The sequence below is a fragment of the Arthrobacter sulfonylureivorans genome (genome assembly GCF_047607445.1).
Lineage (GTDB): Bacteria > Actinomycetota > Actinomycetes > Actinomycetales > Micrococcaceae > Crystallibacter > Crystallibacter sulfonylureivorans_A.
This window is the reverse complement of sequence record NZ_JBLKRT010000030.1, coordinates 18,562-37,002: the sequence shown is the minus strand read 5'-3', so window position 1 is coordinate 37,002 and position 18,441 is coordinate 18,562. Positions and strand designations below refer to the sequence as shown.

At 65.7% G+C, this 18,441-nt stretch carries 15 protein-coding genes; all 15 read right to left on the bottom strand.

The features are described 5' to 3' along the window. Window positions 1-112: 112 nt before the first annotated feature. Window positions 113-2,227, bottom strand: coding sequence for an elongation factor G (gene fusA / locus ACMX2H_RS14375; RefSeq protein ID WP_414961307.1), 2,115 nt, complete (start codon window positions 2,225-2,227; stop codon window positions 113-115). 65 nt (window positions 2,228-2,292) lie between these two features. After that, the gene (gene rpsG, locus ACMX2H_RS14370; protein ID WP_136784928.1) at window positions 2,293-2,763 is read right to left on the bottom strand and encodes a 30S ribosomal protein S7; all 471 of its coding nucleotides are present in this window, start codon (window positions 2,761-2,763) and stop codon (window positions 2,293-2,295) included. Between the two features lies 1 nt (window position 2,764). Continuing rightward, complete coding sequence (gene rpsL, locus ACMX2H_RS14365) at window positions 2,765-3,139, bottom strand: 30S ribosomal protein S12 (RefSeq protein ID WP_136784929.1); 375 nt, start codon at window positions 3,137-3,139, stop codon at window positions 2,765-2,767. Window positions 3,140-3,754: 615 nt separating this feature from the next. Further along, the gene (locus ACMX2H_RS14360) at window positions 3,755-4,546 is read right to left on the bottom strand and encodes an IclR family transcriptional regulator domain-containing protein (RefSeq protein WP_414961305.1); all 792 of its coding nucleotides are present in this window, start codon (window positions 4,544-4,546) and stop codon (window positions 3,755-3,757) included. A 25-nt stretch (window positions 4,547-4,571) separates the two neighbouring features. Continuing rightward, a complete protein-coding gene (locus ACMX2H_RS14355) occupies window positions 4,572-5,216 on the bottom strand; it encodes a 3-oxoacid CoA-transferase subunit B (protein ID WP_414961303.1) in 645 nt (214 codons plus the stop codon). Continuing rightward, window positions 5,216-5,902 (bottom strand): 3-oxoacid CoA-transferase subunit A, encoded by a 687-nt coding sequence (locus ACMX2H_RS14350; protein ID WP_414961302.1) that lies wholly within the window; start codon window positions 5,900-5,902, stop codon window positions 5,216-5,218. Before ACMX2H_RS14350 ends, ACMX2H_RS14355 begins: the two co-directional genes overlap by 1 nt. Before the next feature lie 14 nt (window positions 5,903-5,916). Beyond that, window positions 5,917-7,128: a thiolase family protein gene (locus ACMX2H_RS14345; RefSeq protein WP_414961300.1), complete on the bottom strand. Its 1,212-nt coding sequence runs from the start codon at window positions 7,126-7,128 to the stop codon at window positions 5,917-5,919. Between the two features lie 216 nt (window positions 7,129-7,344). Then, on the bottom strand, window positions 7,345-7,713 hold the full coding sequence (gene pcaC, locus ACMX2H_RS14340; RefSeq protein WP_240691717.1) for a 4-carboxymuconolactone decarboxylase: 369 nt from the start codon (window positions 7,711-7,713) through the stop codon (window positions 7,345-7,347). Between the two features lie 104 nt (window positions 7,714-7,817). Beyond that, window positions 7,818-8,612 (bottom strand): alpha/beta fold hydrolase, encoded by a 795-nt coding sequence (locus ACMX2H_RS14335; protein WP_414961298.1) that lies wholly within the window; start codon window positions 8,610-8,612, stop codon window positions 7,818-7,820. After that, on the bottom strand, window positions 8,609-10,120 hold the full coding sequence (locus ACMX2H_RS14330; protein ID WP_414961296.1) for a lyase family protein: 1,512 nt from the start codon (window positions 10,118-10,120) through the stop codon (window positions 8,609-8,611). The genes ACMX2H_RS14335 and ACMX2H_RS14330 overlap by 4 nt, the downstream gene beginning before the upstream one ends. A 6-nt stretch (window positions 10,121-10,126) precedes the next feature. Further along, complete coding sequence (pcaG, locus tag ACMX2H_RS14325) at window positions 10,127-10,699, bottom strand: protocatechuate 3,4-dioxygenase subunit alpha (RefSeq protein WP_414961294.1); 573 nt, start codon at window positions 10,697-10,699, stop codon at window positions 10,127-10,129. Next, window positions 10,699-11,544 (bottom strand): protocatechuate 3,4-dioxygenase subunit beta, encoded by an 846-nt coding sequence (gene pcaH / locus ACMX2H_RS14320; protein WP_414961292.1) that lies wholly within the window; start codon window positions 11,542-11,544, stop codon window positions 10,699-10,701. The genes pcaG and pcaH overlap by 1 nt, the downstream gene beginning before the upstream one ends. A gap of 120 nt (window positions 11,545-11,664) precedes the next feature. Beyond that, complete coding sequence (locus ACMX2H_RS14315; protein ID WP_414961291.1) at window positions 11,665-12,852, bottom strand: 4-hydroxybenzoate 3-monooxygenase; 1,188 nt, start codon at window positions 12,850-12,852, stop codon at window positions 11,665-11,667. A gap of 317 nt (window positions 12,853-13,169) precedes the next feature. After that, window positions 13,170-13,925 (bottom strand): IclR family transcriptional regulator, encoded by a 756-nt coding sequence (locus ACMX2H_RS14310; RefSeq protein WP_414961289.1) that lies wholly within the window; start codon window positions 13,923-13,925, stop codon window positions 13,170-13,172. Window positions 13,926-14,444: 519 nt separating this feature from the next. Next, window positions 14,445-18,335: a DNA-directed RNA polymerase subunit beta' gene (locus ACMX2H_RS14305; RefSeq protein ID WP_414961287.1), complete on the bottom strand. Its 3,891-nt coding sequence runs from the start codon at window positions 18,333-18,335 to the stop codon at window positions 14,445-14,447. Window positions 18,336-18,441 lie beyond the last annotated feature (106 nt).

The following is an 18,441-nucleotide window of genomic DNA, read 5'->3' as shown; positions in this document are numbered from 1 at the left end:
AGGATTGCGCGGTTCCCTCCGAGGGGTTGTGCCGGCGGCCGGCTGCTGTGATAGGCCGGCCGCTGGCACGGGGGCGCCGGGTCCTTACGGATAAGAACCCGCCACCATGGTTTTACTCGCCGCGCGTCTTCTGGATGATCTCGTCGGCAACAGCCTTCGGGACCTCAGAGTAGCTTTCGAACTGCATCGAGTACACCGCACGGCCCTGCGTCTTGGAACGCAGGTCACCGATGTAACCGAACATCTCGGAAAGCGGAACGTTAGCGCGCACAACCTTCACGCCACTAGCGTCCTCCATGGACTGGATCTGTCCACGGCGGGAGTTCAGGTCGCCGATCACGTCGCCCATGTATTCCTCAGGGGTACGTACTTCGACGGCCATCAGCGGCTCGAGCAGGACCGGGTTGGCGCGGCGTGCGCCTTCCTTGAAGACCTGGGAACCAGCGATCTTGAAGGCCATTTCCGAAGAGTCGACGTCGTGGTACGCGCCGTCGAGCAGGATGGCCTTGACGCCGACCAGCGGGTAGCCGGCCAGCACGCCGAGCTGCATGGCATCCTGGATGCCAGCGTCGACCGAGGGGATGTATTCGCGCGGAATACGGCCACCGGTGACCTTGTTCTCGAACTCGTAGAAGGTGCCGTCGGAGGTGTCCAGCGGTTCGAAGGAAACCTGGACCTTCGCGAACTGGCCGGATCCACCCGTCTGCTTCTTGTGGGTGAAGTCGACCTTCTCGACAGCCTTCTTGATGGTTTCGCGGTAGGCAACCTGAGGCTTGCCCACGTTCGCCTCGACCTTGAATTCGCGGCGCATGCGGTCCACCAGGATATCCAGGTGCAGCTCGCCCATGCCGCCGATTTCGGTCTGGCCGGTCTCTTCGTTCAGCGAAACGGTGAACGTCGGGTCCTCGGCGGACAGCTTCTGGATAGCCGTGGAGAGCTTTTCCTGGTCACCCTTGGTCTTCGGCTCGATGGCCACGAAGATCACCGGCTCCGGGAAGGACATGGATTCGAGGACGATCGGGGCCTCGACGGCAGACAGGGTGTCGCCGGTGGTGGTGTCCTTGAGGCCGATCACCGCGTAGATGTGGCCTGCATGCACCTCATCCACCGGGTTTTCCTTGTTGGCGTGCATCTGGAAGAGCTTTCCGATGCGCTCCTTCTTGCCCTTCGTGGTGTTCAGCAGCTGCGCACCGGAGGTGGCCTTGCCGGAGTACACGCGGATGAAGGTCAGCTGGCCGAAGAACGGGTGCGCCGCAATCTTGAACGCCAGGGCGGAGAACGGCTCGTCCTCGCTCGGCTTGCGGGTCAGTTCAACTTCCTCGTTCTTCGGGTCGTGACCGATCATCGACGGAACATCCACCGGGGACGGCAGGTAGTCGATGACGGCGTCCAGCATCGGCTGCACGCCGCGGTTCTTGAACGCGGAGCCACAGAAGACCGGGTAGATCTCCGAGTTGACGACCATCTTGCGGATGCCCGCCTTCAGCTCGTCGATGGAGATCTCTTCGCCTTCGAGGTACTTCTCCATGAGTTCCTCGGAAGACTCGGCAACGGTTTCCACCAACTGCGCGCGGTATTCCTCGGCCTTTGCCTGCAGGTCCGCGGGGATCTCCCGGGTCTCGTAGGCAGCACCCATGGTGACGTCGCCCTTGGCGTCGCCCGGCCACACCAGGGCCTTCATGGTCATCAGGTCCACGACGCCGATGAAGTCGTTCTCGGAGCCGATCGGCAGCTGCATGACCAGCGGCTTGGCACCGAGGCGCTTGATGATGGTGTCCACCGTGAAGTAGAAGTCAGCGCCGAGCTTGTCCATCTTGTTGACGAAGCAGATGCGCGGAACTTCGTACTTGTCGGCCTGGCGCCACACCGTCTCGGACTGTGGCTCCACACCTTCCTTGCCATCGAAGACAGCGACGGCACCGTCGAGGACGCGCAGCGAACGCTCAACCTCCACAGTGAAGTCCACGTGGCCCGGGGTGTCGATGATGTTGATCTGGTTCTGGTTCCAGAAGCAGGTCACCGCGGCGGAGGTGATGGTGATGCCGCGTTCCTTTTCCTGTTCCATCCAGTCAGTGGTCGACGCACCGTCGTGAGTTTCGCCGAGCTTGTGGTTCACACCCGTGTAGAACAGGATGCGTTCGGTGGTGGTGGTCTTGCCGGCATCGATGTGGGCCATGATGCCGATATTGCGGACCTTCGTGAGGTCGGTTAGCACGTCCAGTGCCACAATGTCTCCCTTTGTAGGTGAGGGGTACGACGACGGCGGTTAGCACCGCCGTCGTACCGGCTCTTTTACCAGCGGTAGTGGGCGAAGGCCTTGTTGGACTCAGCCATCTTGTGGGTGTCTTCGCGACGCTTCACAGCGGCACCGAGACCGTTCGACGCATCCAGAATCTCGTTCATGAGACGCTCGGTCATCGTCTTCTCGCGGCGGGCCTTGGAGTAGCCGACCAGCCAGCGCAGGGCCAGAGCCGTGGCGCGGCCCGGCTTGACCTCAACCGGAACCTGGTAGGTGGCGCCGCCGACGCGGCGGGACCGGACCTCCAAGGTCGGGCGGACGTTGTCCATGGCCTTCTTCAAGGCGGCAACAGGGTCGCCGCCGGACTTGGCCTTTACACCTTCGAGGGCACCGTAAACGATGCGCTCTGCGGTGGACTTCTTGCCGTCGACGAGAACCTTGTTGATCAGCTGGGTGACCAGCGGGGAACCGTGGACGGGATCTACGACTAGCGGCCGCTTGGGGGCCGGACCCTTGCGGGGCATATTACTTCTTCTCCATCTTCGCGCCGTAGCGGCTGCGAGCCTGCTTGCGGTTCTTGACACCCTGGGTGTCAAGTGCGCCGCGGACGATCTTGTAGCGGACACCCGGCAGGTCCTTCACACGACCGCCGCGCACCAGCACGATGGAGTGTTCCTGCAGGTTGTGGCCCACACCGGGGATGTAGGCAGTTACTTCGACGCCGCCGGCGAGCTTGACACGGGCTACCTTGCGGAGCGCGGAGTTCGGCTTCTTCGGGGTGGTGGTGTACACGCGGGTGCAAACGCCGCGCTTCATCGGGCTGCCCTTAAGGGCAGGCGCCTTGGTCTTATTGACCTTAGGTGAGCGGCCCTTGCGGACCAGCTGGTTAATCGTAGGCACTTTCGTGTTCTCCGTTTTTCTTGGGCTTTGCCCCGCCTCACATGCAGGGCCAGGCACTGTCGGTCGTCTTCGCACCCGCTGCCGAATCGAAGCGACCGTAGGCGTGCAAAAGTGTGGCATCCTCCGCGCAAGAACCCCGCGGACCGGAAACAGGCCCCGCCCCGGTTTGATCCGGAACGGCCTTCATCCACTGCCACACAAAACAATCGAAGAAAAGTCTATCAGACAATCGCGGCTCCGGCGCACGGCGTCTGGCGGGGACAGCCTGCACGGGGATCACTGCCCCGTCGCCGGCAGCATCACTGTTTCCAACGGCGCCATCGCCGCCGGGTCGCCAGCAGCATCGCGGCTTCCAGCGGTTCGGCTTGAGTCCTCAGGCATGTGCCGTTGACGTGGCTCAGATCCCGGTGCCCCAAGGCGGTGCCAATCTGGGGACACCGCAAGGGCGCGCAGCGCTGGGGTTTCCGGCAGGAACTTCCGCCGCGGGGTCGCAGATTCCATCACCGGATATTCATCCATACCAAGGTCAACGACAGTTGGCCGCGGAGTAAACGGCCGGGGCTCACGCGCAGGTCAACGGCAATTTCCCGCGGGGTAAACGACCGGGGGCCTGCGCTACTGCTGTGCGCGCAGGGCGTCCGTGATCTTGGCCGAGGCGGCGCGCAACTTGGGCAGGGCCTCAGCGATCACGGCATCCACATCCCGGGTGCCGTCCGCCAGCGAGGCCTGCATGGACATGTTCAATGCGGCGGCCACAGACCCGTCCGGGTGCAGAACCGGCACAGCCACCGAGCGCAGGCCGATCTCCAGTTCCTGATCCACCAGGGACCAGCCTTGGCTGCGCACCTTGTCCAGTTCCGCCCGCAGTTCAACCGGGTCGGCGATGGTCCGCGGCGTCAGTTGCTTTAGCGTGGTGGAGGCCAGGCGCTGTTCCAGTTCCTCGGTCGGCAGGCCGGCCAGCAGCACCCGGCCCATCGAGGTGGCGTAGGCCGGGAACCGGGTGCCCACCATGATCCCCACGGTCATGATCCGGCGGGTGTGGATGCGGGCGATGTAAACGATCTCGTCGCCATCAAGAATCGAGGCGGACGTGGATTCATGCAGCTCGGCGGAAAGTTCTTCCAGCAATGGCTGCACCAGCTGGGGCAGACTCTGCCCGGCAAGGTAGGAATACCCCAGCTGGAGCACCAATGCGGTGAGCTCGAACACCCGGCCGTCGGTGCGCACGTACCCCAGGTCCACCAGGGTGTGCAGGAAACGCCGCGCTGTGGCGCGGGTCAGGCCGGTCCGCTTGGAGACCTCGCTCAGCGTCATGGTGACGTTGTCGGCGTCGAAAGCCCTGATCACGGTCAATCCGCGGGCCAGTGACTGGACGAACTGATCGCCGGGCGTTTTGGTCTCGGTCATGGTTCCTTCGAGCTTTAGGTGGGCGTTACTCGGTGGGCGGGAGCAGCTTGATGTCCATCTTGGACTGCAGTTCCTCAAGCGTGGTCCCGAAGGTCTCGCGCACCCGGACGCCGTCCGGCGTCAGCAGGAAGACCGCGTCATTAGTGTATACGCGGGTGACGCAACCCACGCCCGTGAGCGGGTAGCTGCATTCCTGGACTAGTTTCGGAGTGCCGTCCTTGGCGAACAGGGACATCATCACGTAGACGTCCTTGGCGCCGGTGGCCAGATCCATCGCGCCGCCGACGGCGGGGATGGCATCCGGTGCGCCGGTGTGCCAGTTCGCCAGGTCGCCGGTGGCCGAGACCTGGAAGGCGCCGAGCACACAGACGTCCAGATGGCCGCCACGCATCATGGCGAAGGAATCCGCATGGTGGAAGTAGGACGCCCCAGCGACTTCAGTAACCGGGACCTTGCCCGCATTGATCAGGTCCTGGTCAATCTCATCGCCGTGCGCTTCCGGCCCCATGCCGAGCATGCCGTTCTCGGTGTGCAGGGTGATGTCCTGTTCGGCCGTCAGATAGTTCGAGACGGACGTCGGCTGGCCGATGCCGAGGTTGACGAAGGAACCGGGCTGGATATCCTTCGCGACCAACCGGGCCAGGTCCTCGCGGCTGAGTTTCTCGCTCACTAGTGTGCCTCTCCTTCTGCGGCCTGCGGCGCAATTTCCACAACGGTGTCCACATAGATGCCCGGAGTCACGATGACTTCGGGATCCAGTTGGCCGGTCTCCACGATTCCGGAGACCTGGACGATGCTTTTCTTGGCGGCGGCAGCCATGATCGGACCGAAGTTGCGGGCGGTCTTGCGGTAGACCAGGTTGCCCTTCTTGTCCGCGGTCAGCGCCTTGACCAGGGCGACGTCGCCGTAGATCGGGGACTCGAGCACATAGCCCTTGCCGTCGATGATGCGGGTTTCCTTGCCCTCGGCCAGCATGGTGCCGTAGCCGGTGGGCGTGAAGAAGCCGCCGATGCCGGCGCCGGCTGCGCGGATGCGCTCGGCGAGGTTGCCCTGCGGCACCAGTTCCAGTTCAATTTCGCCCGCCCGGTAGGCGGTGTCGAAGTGCCAGGAGTCGGACTGGCGCGGGAACGAGCAGATGATCTTCTTGACCCGGCGCTCCTTGATTAGCAGCGCCAGGCCGGCGTCGGCCTGGCCGGCGTTGTTGTTCACCACCGTCAGGTCCGTGGCGCCGCAGTCCATCAGCGCGTCGATCAGTTCCATCGGCTGGCCGGCGTTGCCGAAGCCGCCGATCAAAACCGTGGCGCCGTCCTGAATGCCGGCCACGGCGTCCTGGGCAGTAGCAGCAAATTTTGCCATGCTGGCTTACCTCCTTAGTTCTTGGTTGAGTTGACGTTTTCCAGCACGACGGCGAGGCCTTGGCCCACGCCGATGCAGATCGCGGCCACGCCCCAGCGCTCGCCCGATTCCTGCAGCCGGCGGGCCAGCGTGCCGAGGATGCGGATGCCGGAGGCGCCCAGCGGGTGGCCGATGGCCACGGCGCCGCCCCAGGCGTTGACGATGCCGGGGTCGATGTCCCAGTTGTCGATGCAGGCCAGCGACTGGGCAGCAAAGGCTTCATTAAGCTCGACGGCGGCGACATCCGACCAGCTGATGCCCGCCCGGCGGACGGCCTGGTTGGCTGCCTCGACCGGCGCGAAGCCGAAGAACTGCGGCTCCAACGCGGACGCGCCGCGGCCGGCGATGCGGGCCAGCGGCTCGGTGCCCAGCAGTCCGGCGGCAGCCTCGCTGCCCAGCCACGCCGCGGAGGCGCCGTCGTTCAGCGGTGACGCGTTGCCGGCCGTCACGGTCCCGCCCTCGGGGCCGTCGGCAACCGGCCGGAAGACGGTCTTCAGACCGGCCAGCACGTCGGCAGTGCTGGTAGGGCGGATCGATTCGTCGCGGGTCAGCTCGGTGCCCGGCACCTGCACCACCATCGAGTCGTACTTGCCCGCGTTCCAGGCCTCGTCGGCCAAGCGGTGCGACGACGCCGCAAACTCATCCTGACGCTCCCGGGTGATGCCGTGCCGCTCGCGCAACTGTTCGGTGGCCTCGCCCAGCGAGACGGTCCATTCCTGCGGCATCCTTTTGTTCACCAGCCGCCAACCCAGTGTGGTGGACGCCAGGGTCATGTTGCCGGCCGGGTAGGGCTTCTCGGTCTTCGGCAGCACCCAGGGCGCACGGCTCATCGACTCGACGCCGCCAATCAGCACCAGGTCGCCTTCGCCGGCGTTGATCTGGCGGGAGCCGATGATCGCGGCATCCAGGCTGGAACCGCAGAGCCGGTTCACCGTGGTGCCCGGAATGGACGTGGGCAGGCCGGCCAGCAGCGTGGCCATCCGGGCAACGTTGCGGTTCTCTTCGCCGGCGCCGTTGGCGTTGCCGAAAATCACCTCGTCAATGCGTTCCGGGTCCAGGCCCGGCGCGCGGGCAACTTCGGCCTTGACCACTTCCGCGGCCAGATCGTCCGGCCGGACGCCGGCCAGCCCACCGCCGAACTTTCCGAACGGCGTGCGGACGGCATCATACAGATATGCCTGGTTCATTCGAGGCTCCTTCGTGGCGCACGACTGGCGTGCGCCTTGTGTTACAGCAAACGGCCCGGTCCAGCGCTGTGGCTGGACCGGACCGCTCCATAAACATGATGGGGATCCGCGCAGGAACCCTCCGTTGCGGCTTCACGAGATCTTGGGACAACTCCCATGGAACCTTCGCCGAAACCCGGAAGTGTTCGCTTCACGAACGCATGTACGTTATATGAACTATATCGAGGCGCTGTGATCCTCGTCAAGGCTGGCGAAAACACCCTTGGCCACCTTGAACGCGACGTTCGCGTCTGGCACGCCGCAGTAGATTGCCGACTGCAGCACCACTTCCTTGATCTCGTCCCGGGTCATGCCGTTGGTCAGCGCCGCGCGGACATGCATGGCGAATTCCTCCCAGTGGCCCTTGGCGATCATGGCGGTCAGGGTGATCGCGCTGCGCGTGGTGCGCGGCAGCCCGTCCCGGGTCCAGATGGTCCCCCACGCGTAGCGGGTGATCAGTTCCTGGAAGTCCTGGGTGAAATCGTCGATCGAGCTGTTCGCCCGGTCCACGTGCTCATTGCCCAGGACCTGCCGGCGCACGGCCATGCCGTCGTCGTACACCTCCTGCTGGGTTTTGGCAGGATCGAAGGTGCGGTTCTCGCTCACGGCGGGTACTCCTTGGGTAGTTTCAGTCAACGGGCCGGCTGCGCTCAGGCAGCCAGGAAGAAATCGCGCAGCAGTGCTGCGGTTTCCTCGGGCGCTTCGGCGGGCGCCTGGTGGGCAGCCGAATCGACGACGGCGGAGCTGCCCTGCTGCACGCCGGTGGCCACGGCCTTGGCGAACTCGGGAGGACAGACCTGGTCCATTCCGCCGGCAATGGCGATCACCGGAGTGGTGATCTCGCCGAGCCGGTCGCGGACGTCGAAGCCGGCCAGGGCCTCGCAGCAGTGCGCGTAGGCGAATCGGTCGGCGTTCTGCAGGGTGTGCAGCAGCCGCGTGGTGCGTTCGGAATGCTTCTCGATGAAGCCGGGCGCGAACCAGCGCTGCGCTGAACCGACCACCATGGTGGGTGTGCCCGCGTTGCGGACGGTCTCGGCACGCTCCAGCCAGGCGGATGGCTCGCCGATCTTGGCGGCGGAGCACACCACACCCAGCCCGGCGAAGCGGTCCGGGTAGTCCAGGCCCAGCTGCAGTGCCAGTTCGCCGGCCATCGAGACCCCGGCGAAGTAGACCTTGGCGCCGGCCTCGATGTCGCCGGCCGCGGCCAGCTTGTCCAGCATGGCGACCACGCCTTGGGCGAGTTCGGCCATGGTGAAGGGCCCGGTGGAGGCGGGGCTGGCCGCGTGGCCGGGCAGGTCCACACCCACTACCTGGAAGTCCCGAAGGTAGGGCACGGCGTCGATCCAGAGCGCCTTGGCTCCGGTCCCCAGGCCGGCGCCGGCCAGCAGCACGGGCTTGCCTTTGCCCTCGGACAGCAAGGTGGGGGTGATGTCGGGAACGCTCACGAATGGCTCCATTCTGCATAGTGGGAGGTGATCCGGTCGATCAGTTCGCTGCTCTGGCCGATATAGCCAGCCGGATCCAGCAGTTCGGCCAACGCCGCGTCGCTCAGTACATCGGCAGGTACCGCATCGCGCAGCAACTGCGCCAGCGTGCCCTGGTTGGCCAGCGACTGGTTGACCAGGTTCTGGACCTTGGCCTTGCCGGCGCCCGGTGATCCGCCGTCGAGCAGCGGCGCCACAGTGGCCATGATCCGCTCGCTGACCACCAGTTCGCCGGTGATCGCCAGATTCCGGCGCATCTGCTCCGGCCTGACCACCAGGCCCTCTGCGAGTTCGGCCAGTTTGGCGGCTGCCCCGCCAGCCAGCCGGAGCAACTGGCGCAGCGCTTGCCACTCGACGTGCCAGGAACCGTCTGGCCGCTCATCGATGGCGCCGGCCGCGGCGGCCTGGATCTGGGCCAGGTGCCCGGGACCGGCCAGCGCGGCGCTGCGGATCAGCACGGACAGTACCGGGTTCTGTTTCTGCGGCATCGCCGAGGAACCGCCGCGACCTTCGGCGGCCGGTTCGGCGACTTCGCCCAGCTCGGGCCGGCTGAGCAGCAGCACGTCGTTGGCGACCTTGCCGGCAGCAACCAGCACATCGGCCAGCGCTGCGGCCAGCGCTGTCACCGGCAGCCGGTTGGTTTGCCAGGGCGCCATCGGGTCTGCCAGCCCCAGCCGTTCGGCGAGGCGGGCCGCCAAAGCCAGCGCACCGCCGTCGTCGTTTGGTGCAGCGCCGCCGCCGTTCACACCGCCGTCGTCGTTTGGTGCAGCGCCGCCCGCGGCGGGACCGGCGGATGCGGCGTTGTCCGTGGCAGCAGCGCGGTGGGCCGGGCGTCCGGCCAGATCCGTCAGTGCGGCCATGGTGCCGGCCGCGCCGCCCCATTGGAGCGGCAGTTCGCCGGCCACCTGCTCCAGCCGGGCACCGGCCTGGGCGACGCCGGAGAGCCAGTTCGCCGCCTTGAGCCCGAAGGTGGAGGGCAGCGAATGCTGGGTCAGTGTCCGGGCCACGGTGATGGTGCCGCGGTGCTGGTCTGCCTGCCGTGCCAAAGCGGCGGCGGCGGTCTTCAGGTCCGTCACGATGCCGGCCAGTGCGCGGCGCGCCATCAGCATCAGGGCGCTGTCCAGGATGTCCTGGCTGGTGGCGCCCTTGTGGATCGCCGAGGCAGCGGCCTGATGGTGCTTCTTGGCCTCCGCGCGCAGGTCGGCGAGCAGCGGGATGACCGGGTTGCCGCCGCCTTGGGCACGCTCGGCCAGGCCCGCCGCGTCGTAAAGGTCCGCCCGCGAGGCCTGCTCGACCGCCGGAACCGATTCGGCCGGGACCCGGCCGGCGTCGGCCAGCACGCGTGTCCATTCGAGCTCCACGTCGAGCATGGCTTGGATGAATTGGTAGTCGCTGGTTAAACGGGACGCTGCTGTCCCGGCCGAAGCCGGAGACAGCAGCCCGAAATCAGCGTGGTCCGCTGGATTCATGGATCCCTAGTTCCCCGGGTAGCTCAGGAAGACGGTTTCGCCTTCGCCTTGCAGCCGGATGTCGAAACGCAGGTCGCCGTTCGGTTCACGCTCGGCGATCAGGGTCTTCCGCCGCTCTTCCGGCAGCGAGGACAGCAGCGGGTCGTTCGCCAGTGCCTCGGTGTCCTCCGGCAGGTAGATCCGGGTGAACAGACGGTTCAGCAGGCCGCGGGCAAAGACCACCATGGAGATGAACGGGGCCTTGCCCTGCTCGGTGGCGCCCGGGTTGACCGTGGTGAAGGTGTAGTGGCCAACGTTGTCCACGGCCACCCGGCCGAAGCCCGTGAAGGTGTGGTCGTCACGGACCAGCGAACCGGTCTCCCGGGAGATCTCGCCGTGCTCGTCGGCCTGCCAGATCTCCAGCATGGAGTCGGGGATCGGGCTGCCGTTGCCGTCCGTTACTACGCCGTGCAGCCGGATGGATCCGGCGTGCGCGCGGTGGACCAGCTGGCTGTCCTTCTCGTACGGGAGCGCAAAGCCGTAGAACGGGCCGATGGTCTGGCCCGGTGTGGCTACCAGTTTGGTGGTGGACTCGCTCATCAGTGCTCCTCTCCTTCTTCCATCCAGGTGCGGTTGCTGCCGGAGAGGACGATGTCCCAGCGGTAGCCGGTGTTCCATTCGTGGCTGGTCACCGAGTGGTCGTAGGTGGCGACCAGCCGGTCGCGTGCATCCTGGTCGGTGATGGCCTGGTAGATCGGATCCAGCGGGAACAGCGGGTCGCCCGGGAAGTACATCTGGGTGATCATGCGCTGGGTGAAGTCGGTACCGAACAACGAGAAGTGGATGTGCGCCGGACGCCAGGCGTTGTGGTGGTTCTTCCACGGGTACGGGGCTGGTTTGATGGTGGTGAACTTGTATTCGCCGTTGGGTCCGGTGATGCAGCGGCCCACGCCGGTGAAGTTCGGGTCGATCGGGGCCGGGTGCTGGTCACGCTTGTGCACGTAGCGGCCGGCCGCGTTGGCCTGCCAGATCTCCACCAACTGGTTGCGCACCGGGCGGCCGTCGCCGTCCAACACGCGGCCCTGCACCACGATCCGCTCGCCGAGCGGTTCGCCGTTGTGCTGGATGGTCAGGTCCGACTCCAGGATGTGCACGTCCCGCTCGCCGAAGGCCGGGCTCCACAGTTCAATAGTCTCCGGGTCGGTGTGGTGCAGGTCCTTGGTGGGATGGCGCAGCAGCGAGGAACGGTAGGGCGCAAAGTCGATGCGCGGCTGCGTTTCCTGTGCCTCTCCGGCCTCCACGCCCTTACGGTAGGCCTCGTGGATGTCGGTGATTTCCTGGCTGATTTGGTCCTGCGAATCCGCGGTGGCGGCAGGATCCAGCACGTGGCTGTCGTCAAAGGTCTCGGCGTCGAAAGCCTCGTCCTGAGCAGTAGCGTCGCTCATCGAGAACTCCTTTCTGTTGTTCGGGATCGGGCGGTTCAGGGTCTGTGGGGGCCCGCGCCGCTGGATGCGGCGGGCGGGCGGGTAGCTGCCCGGCGGGTAGCTACCCGCCCGGCGGGCGGCTTACTTGTGCGGCCAGCCGGTGTACGACTCGGCCAGGTACTGCTGGCCGAAGCGGGACCCGGTCACCGTGGCGAGCTCGCCCAGGGCACGCTTGGTTTCGAACGGCGAGGCGTCGGTACGGGTGTGCAGCATGCTGGTCATCCAGTACGAGAAGTTCTGCGCCTTCCAGACCCGTTCCAGGGCCAGGTCCGAGTAGCCCTCGAGCAGGGCGTCGCTGCCGGTAGCGTAGAACGAATCGATGGCTTCGAACAGCACCTTGACGTCTGCGAAGGCGAGGTTCAGCCCCTTGGCGCCGGTCGGCGGCACGGTGTGCCCGGCGTCGCCGGCCAGGAACATGCGGCCGTGCGAGAGCGGTTCGCGGACGAAGGACCGGAAAGCCAGCACGGTCTTGTCGAAAATCGGCCCCTGCTTGAGCTGGAAGCCGTCGGGTCCGTCCACCCTCTTCTGCAGTTCGGCCCAGATGCGGTCTTCGCTCCAGTCGTCCACGTTCTCGGTTGGATCACACTGGAAGTACATCCGCTGGACGGTCTCGCTGCGCTGCGAGATCAGCGCGAAGCCGTGCGGCGAGTTGGCGTAAATCAGTTCCGGGGCGCTCTTCGGGGCCTCGGTCAGGATGCCGAACCACGCGAACGGGTATTCGATCTTGTAGTCCTGCTCCCCCTTCACCGCGCGGCGGCAGAAGCTGCGGGAACCGTCGGCGCCGACCAGGATGTCGCAGTGCACCTCGAACGCGGTGCCGTCCTTGTCGGTGAAGCGGAACTTGGGCGTGGTGGTCTCCAGATCCAGTACCTCGGTGACCTCGGCCTCGTAGCGCACGTCGCCGCCGTCGCGCTTGCGTGCAGCAGCCAGGTCCACGAAGACCTCGTTCTGCGCATACAGCGTCACCGTCGCGTCCACCAGGTCCTTGAAGTCAAGCGGGTGCGATTCGCCGTTGAAACGCAGGTCGATACCCTCATGCTCGTCGCCCTCGATGAGCACCCGGCCGTCCACACCGGTATCGGTGAGCATCTTGACCGAGCCCGCCTCCAGGATGCCGGCGCGGTGCGTATTGCGGATGGTCTCGTGGTCGCGCGATTCCACCACCAGGTTGTCAATGCCCTGCTTGGCCAGCAGGTGGCTGAGCATCAGGCCCGCCGGTCCGCCGCCGACAATACCGACCTTGGTTTTGATGATGTGCGCCTGCGCCATTAGTGAGTCTCCTGAAGCCCTGTTGATCACGTCTTGATCCAGTGTGACCCGGCCGACACGACGAATGCGCCCGCGTTCTCATTGAATGAGAATTACGACGGCGGCGCTCCTCGTCTCCGTCTCCCCCACTCTCAGGCTCCCCAAGGTTCCACGCTGGTGTTCCACCGCCGGCGGTCCCCGCTACGATTACCCGGGTCTCCCCCGCCTTGCGTCCCCCAGCCGGCCATCGCCGCCTCAACGTTCCCACCCGGGTGTCCCGCGACGAGTGTTCCACTCGGGTGTCCCTCATCCGGGCATCCCCGCTCAGCTAGCATGGCTCATGGCAAGGCCACACCCATCGCTCGGGATATGCCGCGGGCCGCCGTCATCAGGGCCGGGACCACGGCGTTGAAGTTTTCAAAGCCCAGCGGGACCACAACACCCAGGGCCGCCACCGGCCAGCCGGCCGGCCCCGCCACCGGGACGGCCACACCGGTGGTGTCCACGTCGATGCGCCCGTCGAACGCCGCGTAGCCTCGCTTGCGGATATCGGCCAGATGCCGGCGCAGGTCGAAGGAGACCATATCGGCTGAGGTGACGGCTTCCGGGTGACGGGAGAGATACGCTTCCTGGACGTGATTCGGCGAATTGGCCAGCAGCACCATGCCCATCGAGGTCCGGTGCACCGGCATGCGGCCGGCAATCTGTGCCTGGTTGACCACCGAGCCGCGGCTGGAGAGCCGCTCGATGACCAGGACCTCGTCATCCCGGAGCACGGCCAGCTGGGTATGCTGGCGCACCACGGACTGAATGTCCTCCATAAATGGCATCGCGGCCTGCCGGAGGTCGACGGCCGGTGAACTGCGGTTGGCCAGTTCCCACAGCCGCAGTCCTAACCGGATCTCGCCGGTGCCTTCCTTTGTCAGCAGCCCGTGCCGCGAGAGCTCGTCCACCAGCCGATAAGTCGTTGCCAGCGGCACGTCCGCGCGGCGGGACAACGTGGCAACGTTCATGGCCGGCTTGTCCGACTCGAACGCAGACAGGATGCGCACCAGCCGGTCCAGCATCGAGTCTCCGGACGGGGAATTGGCCATGCTCCTAGGTTCTCACGCCGGCAGGGACAGCAAACATGCCCGCCCGCTGGGCCTGTCGGTAGCCACAATCCTCATCCGGTGGAGAGAAACGGGCATAAACGGACCGCCACTATCCCGCCTTCTCTCCACTGGAATGAATACAGCCCAGCAGGGCGGTTTCCGGGCCGGCTCGACGGCAGCATTGAGAGCCGGGGGCAGGACCTACGGAGGCCGGACCTGAGGAGGCCGGGCCGGGCATACCTGTCATGTCGTTCCGGATCTTCCGGTCCGGGCAGTTCTGGCGGCCCGCCGTCGAGTGTGAAGGGTCCCCGCCGCTTAAACGACGAACCGCCTCCCGCTGCCCAGGTATCGGGGAGCAGGAGGCGGTTCAGTGCCTCAAATCAGGACGCGGGAGCGCCCCAGAAGAGTGGGGCGCGGGGGCCCCGCCGTGGCGACGAAGTCGCCGGTCCAGGCCTGCCCACAGCTCGCAAGCTCACTGCGGGGCCCTTGGCCTGCACCTTGGCGGGAGCGCCCCACTCGTTAGCGGTAGTCGTTGCCCAGGTCGTAGTCATCCAGCGGGATGGCGTGGAACTCGGGCGTCATCGAACCATCGCCACCGGCGTAGTCGAAGTCGCCGAAGGCGCTGGGGCCGGTGAAGAGGTTGGCCTTGGCTTCCTCCGTCGGCTCCACCGACACCTGGGTGTACCGATCCAGTCCGGTGCCGGCCGGGATCAGCTTACCGATGATGACGTTCTCCTTCAGGCCGAGCAGCGGGTCGGACTTGCCTTCCATGGCCGCCTGTGTCAGGACGCGGGTGGTCTCCTGGAAGGACGCGGCCGACAGCCACGACTCGGTGGCGAGCGACGCCTTGGTGATGCCCATCATCTCGTCACGGCCGTTGGCGGGCTGCTTGCCTTCGGAAACCGCCTTGCGGTTCTCCGCCTGGAAGCGGCTGCGTTCGGCCAGTTCGCCCGGCAGCAAGTCGGTTTCGCCCGACTCGATGACGGTGATACGGCGCAGCATCTGCCGCACGATGACTTCCACGTGCTTGTCGTGGATGCCAACGCCCTGGCTGCGGTACACGCTCTGGACCTCGTCCACCAGGAACTTCTGTGCCTGGCGCGGGCCGAGGATACGCAGCACCTGCTTCGGGTCCTTGGCACCGGTGACCAACTGCTGGCCGACCTCCACGTGCTGGCCGTCTTCGACCAGCAGTCGGGCGCGGCGCAGCACCGGGTAGGCGATCTCTTCCGAGCCGTCATCGGGGGTGACGATAACGCGCATCTGGCGCTCGCCGTCCTCGATTGACACGCGTCCGGCCACTTCGGCCATCGGCGCGACGCCCTTCGGCGTACGGGCCTCGAAGAGCTCCTGGATACGGGGCAGACCCTGGGTGATGTCTTCCGCGGAGGCAACACCACCGGTGTGGAAGGTACGCATGGTCAGCTGCGTGCCGGGCTCGCCGATGGACTGTGCGGCGATGATGCCGACGGCCTCGCCGATGTCCACGGTCTTGCCGGTGGCCAGCGAGCGGCCGTAGCAGTACGCGCAGGTACCGACGGCGGACTCACAGGTGAGCACGGAGCGCACCTTGATCTCGGTGATGCCGGCGTCGATCAGTTCCTGGATCAGCACATCGCCGACGTCGGAGCCTGCCGCGGCCACCACGGTACCCTCGGAGTTCACCACATCGGTGGCCAGCGTACGGGCGTAGGCGGAGTTCTCCACCTCTTCGTGCCGGCGCAGTTCACCGTTGTGGTCTGCCTCGGCGATGACCGTGGTCAGGCCGCGCTCGGTGCCGCAATCCAGCTCGCGAACGATGACGTCCTGCGACACGTCCACCAGACGACGGGTCAGGTAACCCGAGTTGGCGGTACGCAGCGCGGTATCGGCCAGACCCTTACGGGCACCGTGCGTAGCGATGAAGTACTCCAGCACCGACAGGCCCTCACGGTAGGAGGACTTGATCGGGCGCGGGATGATCTCACCCTTCGGGTTTGCCACCAGACCGCGGATACCGGCGATCTGGCGAACCTGCAGCCAGTTACCACGGGCACCGGAGGACACCATGCGGTTGATGGTGTTTTCCTTGGTCAGGTTCTTCCGCATCGCGTCGGCGACCTCGTTGGTTGCCTTGTTCCAGATGTCGATCAGTTCCTGGCGCCGCTCGTCGTCGGCGATCAGGCCCTTGCTGTACTGGGACTCGACGCGTGCTGCCTGCGCCTCGTAGCCCTCCATGATGGAGGCCTTCTCGGCTGGGGCGGCGATGTCGGAGATTGCCACGGTGACACCCGAACGGGTCGCCCAGTAGAAACCGGCGTCCTTCAGGTTGTCCAGCGTTGCCGCGGTGACGACCTTCGGGTAGCGCTCGGCCAGATCGTTCACGATCGCCGAGAGCTGGCCCTTGTCCGCCACGCGCTCAACCCAGGGGTAATCCTCGGGCAGGGTGTTGTTGAAGACGACCTGGCCGAGCGAGGTCTCGATCAGCGCATCCTGGCCCTCTTCCCAACCTTCCGGTGCCGGCTGGTCCGCGCTGGGCACGAAGCCGGGCACGCGGATCTTGACCACGGCGTTCAGGTGCAGCTCGCCGGCGTCGTGCGCCATGATGGCTTCGGCCGGGCTGGCGAAGACACGGCCTTCGCCTTCTGCGCCTTCGCGCTTGGTGGTCAGGTGGTGCAGACCGATGATCATGTCCTGTGAAGGCAGGGTCACCGGACGGCCGTCCGACGGCTTGAGGATGTTGTTCGAGGAGAGCATCAGGATGCGCGCCTCGGCCTGGGCCTCGGGGCTCAGCGGCAGGTGCACAGCCATCTGGTCGCCGTCGAAGTCCGCGTTGAACGCAGCACACACCAGCGGGTGCAGCTGCAGTGCCTTGCCTTCAACCAGCTGCGGCTCGAACGCCTGGATGCCCAGGCGGTGCAGGGTTGGTGCACGGTTGAGCAGCACCGGGTGTTCGGTGATGATCTCTTCCAGCACGTCCCAGACCTGCGGGCGGAAACGCTCGACCATCCGCTTGGCGCTCTTGATGTTCTGTGCGTGGTTGAGGTCAACCAGGCGCTTCATCACGAACGGCTTGAAGAGCTCCAGTGCCATCTGCTTGGGCAGGCCACACTGGTGCAGCTTCAGCTGCGGACCGACCACGATCACGGAACGGCCGGAGTAGTCAACACGCTTACCCAGAAGGTTCTGGCGGAAGCGGCCCTGCTTGCCCTTGAGCATGTCGGAGAGCGACTTCAGCGGGCGGTTGCCCGGCCCGGTGACCGGACGGCCGCGGCGGCCGTTGTCGAACAGCGAGTCCACAGCTTCCTGCAGCATGCGCTTTTCGTTGTTGACGATGATCTCCGGCGCGCCCAGATCCAGCAGGCGCTTCAGGCGGTTGTTACGGTTGATCACGCGGCGGTACAGGTCGTTCAGGTCGGAGGTCGCGAAGCGGCCACCGTCCAGCTGCACCATCGGGCGAAGCTCCGGCGGGATCACCGGAACGGCGTCCAGCACCATGCCCAGCGGCGAGTTGGTGGTGGTCAGGAAAGCGTTGACCACTTTGAGCCGCTTCAGGGCGCGGGTCTTGCGCTGGCCCTTGCCGTTCTTGATGATGTCGCGCAGCGACTCGGCTTCGGCAGCCATGTCGAAGTTCTCGAGACGGTTCTTGATCGCCTCGGCACCCATGGCGCCTTCGAAGTACAGGCCGTAGCGGTCGCGCAGTTCGCGGTACAGGCCTTCGTCGCCTTCAAGGTCTGCGACCTTGAGGTTCTTGAAGCGGTCCCACACCATTTCCAGGCGCTCGATTTCGGCGTCGGCACGCTTGCGCACGTTGGCCATCTGGCGGTCGGCGGAGTCGCGGGCCTTCTTCTTCTCGGCGGCCTTGGCGCCTTCGCCTTCCAGACGGGCCAGTTCGTCCTCGAGGTCCTTGGCGATGGCCGCAATGTCGGAATCGCGGGTATCGGCCAACTGCTTCTTCTCCAGGTCGTGCTCGGCCTGCAGGTTCGGCAGTTCCTCGTGGCGGCGCTGGTCGTCCACGCTGGTGATCATGTAGGCAGCGAAGTAGATGACCTTTTCCAGGTCCTTCGGTGCCAGGTCAAGCAGGTAGCCCAGGCGGGACGGGACACCCTTGAAGTACCAGATGTGCGTGACCGGGGCGGCCAGCTCAATGTGGCCCATCCGCTCACGGCGGACCTTGGCCCGGGTGACCTCGACGCCACAGCGCTCACAGATGATGCCCTTGAAGCGCACACGCTTGTACTTGCCGCAGTAGCATTCCCAGTCGCGGGACGGGCCGAAGATCTTCTCGCAGAAGAGGCCGTCCTTCTCGGGCTTCAGGGTGCGGTAGTTGATGGTTTCCGGCTTCTTGACCTCGCCGTAGCTCCAGTCGCGGATGTCGTCCGCGGTGGCGAGGCCGATGCGCATGAGGCCGAAGGAGGATTCGCTGGACATATGGTCCCTGTTCTCTCTTGTTCTCTAAATCTGAAAGTCTGTCGGGTTACGGAAAGAGGGAATGAGCGGCTGGCCGGCCGATGGGCACTCAAGCGCCCTGTGCCGG